This is a genomic window from Sphingomonas sp. 66-10, assembly GCF_001897045.1.
Taxonomy (GTDB): Bacteria; Pseudomonadota; Alphaproteobacteria; order Sphingomonadales; family Sphingomonadaceae; genus Sphingomonas; species Sphingomonas lycopersici.
The window spans coordinates 1-6059 of record NZ_MKRR01000001.1 but is presented as its reverse complement, the minus strand read 5'-3'; the positions used below and the strand labels follow the sequence as shown (position 1 = coordinate 6059).

General features: G+C 66.6%; 5 protein-coding genes. All 5 read left to right on the top strand.

The window, feature by feature from the left end; genetic code table 11:
* The coding region (locus BGN95_RS00025; RefSeq protein ID WP_286771250.1) for an efflux RND transporter permease subunit at positions 1–2095 on the top strand (2095 nt) is incomplete at its 5' end.
* On the top strand, positions 2092–3522 hold the full coding sequence (locus tag BGN95_RS00020; protein ID WP_286771249.1) for an efflux transporter outer membrane subunit: 1431 nt from the start codon (positions 2092–2094) through the stop codon (positions 3520–3522). The genes BGN95_RS00025 and BGN95_RS00020, both read left to right, overlap by 4 nt.
* A 70-nt stretch (positions 3523–3592) precedes the next feature.
* Positions 3593–3859 carry a hypothetical protein gene (locus BGN95_RS00015; RefSeq protein ID WP_179512341.1) on the top strand — a complete coding sequence of 89 codons (267 nt, stop codon included), beginning with the start codon at positions 3593–3595 and terminating at the stop codon, positions 3857–3859.
* Between the two features lie 441 nt (positions 3860–4300).
* Positions 4301–5425 carry a DUF47 family protein gene (locus BGN95_RS00010; protein ID WP_286771298.1) on the top strand — a complete coding sequence of 375 codons (1125 nt, stop codon included), beginning with the start codon at positions 4301–4303 and terminating at the stop codon, positions 5423–5425.
* 11 nt (positions 5426–5436) lie between these two features.
* Positions 5437–6059 (top strand): inorganic phosphate transporter (locus BGN95_RS00005; protein WP_286771248.1); only part of this gene is annotated, 623 nt, incomplete at its 3' end.

The window sequence follows — 6059 nt, the reverse complement described above, 5'->3', positions numbered from 1 at the left end:
GTTCCTGCAGAATTTGCGCGCGACCCTGGTGCCGACGATCGCGGTGCCGGTGGTGCTGCTCGGCACCTTCGCGATGATGGCGGTCGCGGGGTTCACGATCAACACGCTGACCTTGTTCGGCATGGTGCTGGCGATCGGCCTGTTGGTCGACGACGCGATCGTCGTGGTGGAGAATGTCGAACGGCTGATCACCACCGAGGGGCTCAGCCCGCGCGATGCGGCGCGCAAGTCGATGGACGAAATCAGCAGCGCGCTGGTCGGCATCGGCATGGTGCTCTCCGCGGTATTCCTGCCGATGGCGTTCTTCGGCGGATCGACCGGGGTGATCTATCGCCAGTTCTCGATCACGATCGTCTCGGCGATGGTGCTGTCGGTGCTGGTCGCGCTGATCCTCACCCCGGCCTTGTGCGCGACGATCCTCAAGCCGCACGATCCGACCAAGCACGAAGGCGATGGCCTGCTCGCGCGCTTCTTCCGCTGGTTCAACGACAAGTTCGAACGCGGCCAGGTGCGCTACGAAAAGGGCGTGCGGACCACCGCGCGCAACTGGAAGCGTTCGTTCGTCCTCTATCTGCTGATCGTGGTCGGGATGGGCTTCCTGTTCTACCGGATGCCGAGCGCCTTCCTGCCCGACGAGGATCAGGGCATCGTGCTCGCGCTGGTGCAGGGGCCGTCGGGCGCGACCAGCGCGCGTACCGACAAGGGGCTCGATCTGGTGCGCAACCATTTCAGGAGCGAGCAGGGCGTCGAATCGGTGTTCACGATCAACGGCTTCAGCTTCTCGGGGCAGGGGCAGAACGCCGGTATCGCCTTCGTCAAGCTGAAGCCGTGGGACGAGCGCCCCGGCACGGCGAACAAGGCGCAGACGATCGCCGGGCGCGCGATGGGGGCATTCTCGCAATATAAGGACGGCATGATCTTCGCGCTGGTGCCGCCGGCGGTGACCGAGCTCGGCAACGCCACCGGGTTCGACCTGCAATTGGTCGATACCGGCAACATCGGGCACGAGAAGCTCGTCCAGGCGCGCAACATGATGCTCGGCATGTCGATGCAGGACAAGCGCGTCGCGCAGGTCCGCCCGGTCAGCCTGGAAGATGCGCCGCAGCTCCGGGTCGATATCGATCAGGACAAGGCGCGCGCGCTGGGGCTCGATCTCGCGGCGGTCAATTCGACCATCTCGACCGCCTGGGGCGGCGCCTATGTCAACGATTTCATCGATCGCGGGCGGGTGAAACGCGTCTATATCCAGGCCGACGGGCCCTATCGTCTGCGCCCCGAGGATATCGGCAGCTTCTACGTGCGCGGCGCGAACGGGCAGATGGTGCCGTTCACCGCCTTCTCGACGCTGAGCTGGGCCAATGCGCCGGTGCAGCTCACCCGCTACAACGGCCTGCCCGCGGTCGAGGTGCAGGGCGGCGCCGGCGCCGGGGTCAGCACCGGCACCGCGATGAAGGCGATGGAGGAGATGCAGGCGAAGCTGCCGCCGGGCACCGCGCTCGAATGGACCGGTCTCTCCTATGAGGAACGGCTGTCGGGCGGGCAGGCGCCGGCGCTCTATGCCCTGTCGCTGCTGATCGTGTTCCTGTGCCTCGCCGCGCTGTACGAAAGCTGGTCGGTGCCGATCTCGGTGCTGCTGGTCGTCCCGCTCGGGGTGATCGGCGCGATCATCGCCGCGACGCTGACCGGGCTCAACAACGACATCTATCTGCAGGTCGGGCTGATCACGACGATCGGCGTGTCGGCGAAGAACGCGATCCTGATCGTCGAATTCGCCGAGGAGCGGATCGCCGACGGGATGCGGCCGTTCGACGCCGCGATCGAGGCGGCGAAGCTGCGGCTGCGGCCGATCCTGATGACCAGCTTCGCCTTCGTGTTCGGCGTGCTGCCGCTGGCGATCTCGGCCGGCGCCGGGGCGGGCGGGCAGCATGCGATCGGCCGCTCGGTGGTCGGCGGGATGCTGTCGGCGACCGCGCTGGGGATCTTCTTCGTCCCGATGTTCTTCGTCGCGGTGCTGCGGATGTTCGGTCACGGCAAGGACGACGACCATAATGATGACGGGGCGCCCGATGCCGCGCCGCAAGGAGTGACCGCGTGACCCGCCGTTTCCGTACCCTCACCGCGCTGACTGCCGCGACCGCGCTGGCGGCGTGCAATTTCGCGCCCAAATATGTCCGGCCGGTCGGCGCGGTGCCGGCCGAGCTGCCGCAGGGCGGGCCCTATCCCGCCGCGGCGAGCGACGCGCCCGACGTCACCAGGATCGGCTGGCGCGATTTCTTCACCGACGCGCGACTGCGCCAGGTGATTGAGACCGGGCTCGCCAACAACCGCGATCTGCGCGTCGCCGCCGCCAACGTGCTCCAGGCGCGCGCGCAATATCATGTCCAGCGCGCCGATCTGGTGCCGTCGACCAGCATCAGCGGCGGCGCGACCTATACCAATAATGCCGCCAACCTCGGCGGCGGTGCGGCAGCGGGGGCGGGCGGCCCGTCGAACAATCTCGAAATCTATTCGGTCAGCGCCGGTTTCTCCTCGTTCGAGCTCGATCTGTTCGGCCGGGTCCGCAATCTCAGCCGCGCGGCGCAGGAGCGCTTCTTCGCGAGCGAGGAGGCGCAGCGCTCGACGCGGATCAGCCTGATCGCGGAGATCGCGACGGCGTGGCTGACGCTGGCTTCGGATCGCGACCAGCTCGCGCTGGCCGAGGAGACGCTCAAGGCATTCGAGCAGACGCTCGAGCTGACCCGCGCGCAATTCCGCATCGGCGTCGCCTCCGAGCTGGCCGCGCGGCAGGCCGAGACGAGCTATCAGAGCGCGCGCAACGATATCGCGACGCTGCGCACCCGGATCGCGCAGGATCAGAATGCGCTCAACCTGCTCGCCGGGACGACCATCCCCGCGGACCAGCTGCCCGCCGGGCTCGATGCCGGGAAGGTGACGCTCGACGCGCTGCCCGCCGATCTGTCGTCGCAGGTGTTGTTGCGCCGCCCCGATGTATTGCAGGCCGAGCATCAGCTGATCGCGTCGAACGCCGATATCGGCGCGGCGCGCGCGGCGTTCTTCCCCAAGATTTCGCTGACCGCGACGCTCGGCACGATCTCGACCGCGCTCTCGGGGCTGTTCGCCGGAGGGAGCTTCACCTACACCGGCGCGCCGAGCGCGGCGCTGCCGCTGTTCGACGGCGGGCGCAACGCGGCCAACCTCGCTTATGCCAAGGCGTCGCAGCAGGCGGCGGTCGCGACCTATGAAAAGGCGGTGCAGACCGCGTTCAAGGAGGTCGCCGACGCGCTGGCGACGCGCGGGACGATCGGCGAACAGGTCGCCGCGCAAAATGCACGGGTCGAGGCGGCCAATGTCGCGGCGAATCTGTCCGACGCGCGCTATCGCGCCGGGGTCGATTCGTTCCTCACCGCGCTCGATGCACAGCGCACCGCTTATGCCGCACGCCAGCAGCTCCAGACGACGCGGCTTGCCCGCGCGAGCAATCTGGTCGAGCTCTATCGCGCGCTGGGGGGCGGGCTGGAGTAAAAAATACTTCGCTGACTTGCCTTTTCGCGTAACAGGCATATCCTCTCTCTACGCAAAGGAGAGAGATGCGATGAACAGGATCGAGCTGGGCGTAGGCGATTCGGGTGACAAGAGCCTGGTGATCTTACAAAGCCTGCTCTGCCTGCTGCGCGAAAAGAACCTGCTAACCCGCGCAGATATCGAGGAATTGCGCGAGAAGGTGGAAGCGCGCGCGAGCGATCATGCGGGCGATCCGTTGCCCTGCTGCATCGAGGGCGCGGCCGCGGCGGCGAGCGAAATGAATCGGTTGGGCGAATATATCGGCCGTCGGTACGGCGGTAAGCACCGCCGAATCTGAGCGGTCCCGGCGGCGCGTCGGCGCGCCGCTGCACGTATGATAATCGGGGCGCTGGTTCGCTGGCGCTGTGGGCGTGCAACTATTCGCTAGGCAAAACCCGCATTCCCCCCGGTCTTTGAGTCGCAAGGCAATGATATTTGGCGGCTTGCCCCTTCGTCACGCCGGCCTTGTGCCGGCGTCCACTGCGCCTCCCGTCTTGGAGCAAGAGCCGCTTGTCCTGCCGATGCCTCCCGGTGGATCCCGGCAAAGGCCGGGGTGACGGGGTAGCCGGAAAATGGCCGCCGATCTCCCTTAACTCAAGAAACTGAAATAGCGGCTGTTCCTGTCGACGCCGCGCTTGCGTGGCGGGCTTTCGCGCGTCACATTGTTACGCAGCGATGACATTTGCGTGCGGGGCGGATATGGGGCCGCCGAGACGATCTATTCGCAAAGAGACAGGCCATTCGCCAGATTGCCGCTTTACCCTATCGCCTTGATGGCGTCGCGCCGGACGGTGAAATCCGCGTCCTGCTGATCACGTCGCGCGACACCGGCCGCTGGGTCGTGCCGAAGGGCAATATCGGACCGGGAACCTCGCTCCATGTCGCCGCCGCGCAAGAGGCGGAGGAAGAGGCGGGTGTGAGCGGTGCCCTGTGCCCGGTGCCGCTCGGCACTTATCGCTATCGCAAGCGGCGCAGCAGCGGCGCGTCACTGATGATCGACGTCGACGTCTTTCCGCTCGCGGTGACGCGCGAGCTGACGAGGTGGAAGGAGCAGGCGCAGCGCGAGCGCCGCTGGTTCACCTTGGCCGATGCGGCGCATGCGGTGGACGAGCCCGATCTGCGCGAATTGATCCGTTCTTTTGCGCCGTCTCAATTCGAGGCGGCGGTGCGGCGACGGTCGTCGCTCGTCACCCAACAACCGATTTCGGGAGTCCGTTCGATGTTCGCCTGGTTCCAGCGCCTGCTGCCCAAGACCGGCAATTTTTTCGAGCTGTTCGAGGCGCATGCCGCGACAGTGCTGGCCGGCGCCGAGGCGACCGCGCGGTTGCTGGAGGGCGGCCCCGCCGCGCGCGAGCATATCCGCGAGATCGTCGAGCGCGAGCATGACGCCGATCAGATCACCCGCGACGTGCTCAAGACGGTGCGCTCGACCTTCCTCACCCCGTTCGATCGCGCCTCGATCACCGCGCTGATCGGCGCGCTCGACGATACGATCGACGAGATGCACGCCGCGGCGATGGCGATCGATCTCTATGAGGTCAACGAATTCGCGCCCGAGATGCGCGACATGGCGGGGATCGTGCTCGATGCCGCGCGCGTCGCGGCGGAGGCGATGCCGCTGCTGCGCGACGTGAGCCGCAACGGCGACCGGCTCCACGAGCTGACCGAGCGGCTGGTGCGGATCGAGGGGCATGCCGACGAGATCCACAGCGCCGGGCTCAAGCGCTCGCTCGAAAATTACGGGAAGCAGGATACGCTGCGCTTCGTCGTCGAGCGCGAGTTGTACAAGCATCTCGAGCGGATCGTCGACGCATTCGAGGATGTCGCCGATGAGATCGACGGCATCGTGATCGATCACGCCTGATCGCGCCGACGATGCACGATCTCGCTTTTCCGTTGCTCGTCGGCCTGATCGCGGTCGCGCTGGCGTTCGACTATCTCAACGGGCTGCATGATGCGGCCAATTCGATCGCCACGGTGGTCGCGACGCGCTTGCTGTCGCCGGTCCAGGCGGTGGCGTTCGCGGCCTTCTTCAACTTCGCCGCCTATTTTCTGACGATCGCCTTTCCCAGCCTCCACGCCGTCGCGGAGACGATCGGCAAGGGGTTGATCAACAAGGATATCGTGACGCCCGCGGTGATCTTCGGCGCGCTTGGCGGGGCGATGTCGTGGAATGTCATCACCTGGCTGCGCGGGATTCCCTCGTCGTCGAGCCACGCGCTGATCGGCGGGCTGATCGGCGCCGGGGTGGCGCATGGCGGCATCGGCACGATCCAATGGGCCGGGCTCAACAAGACGCTGCTCGCGATCGTGCTCTCGCCGATGATCGGCATGATGCTGGCGATGCTGGTGATGCTGCTCAGCAGCTGGGCGCTGCGTCGCGCGACGACCTTCCAGGCCGAGCGTTCGTTCCGCGCGCTGCACCTGCTCTCCTCCGCGACCTACTCGCTGAGCCACGGGCTCAACGATGCGCAGAAGACGATGGGGATCATCACCGT

Bases quoted from the DNA above. Each gene is read 5' to 3' on its own strand.
- BGN95_RS00015 (WP_179512341.1), top strand. From the start codon at position 3,593: ATGAACAGGATCGAGCTGGGCGTAGGCGATTCGGGTGACAAGAGCCTG.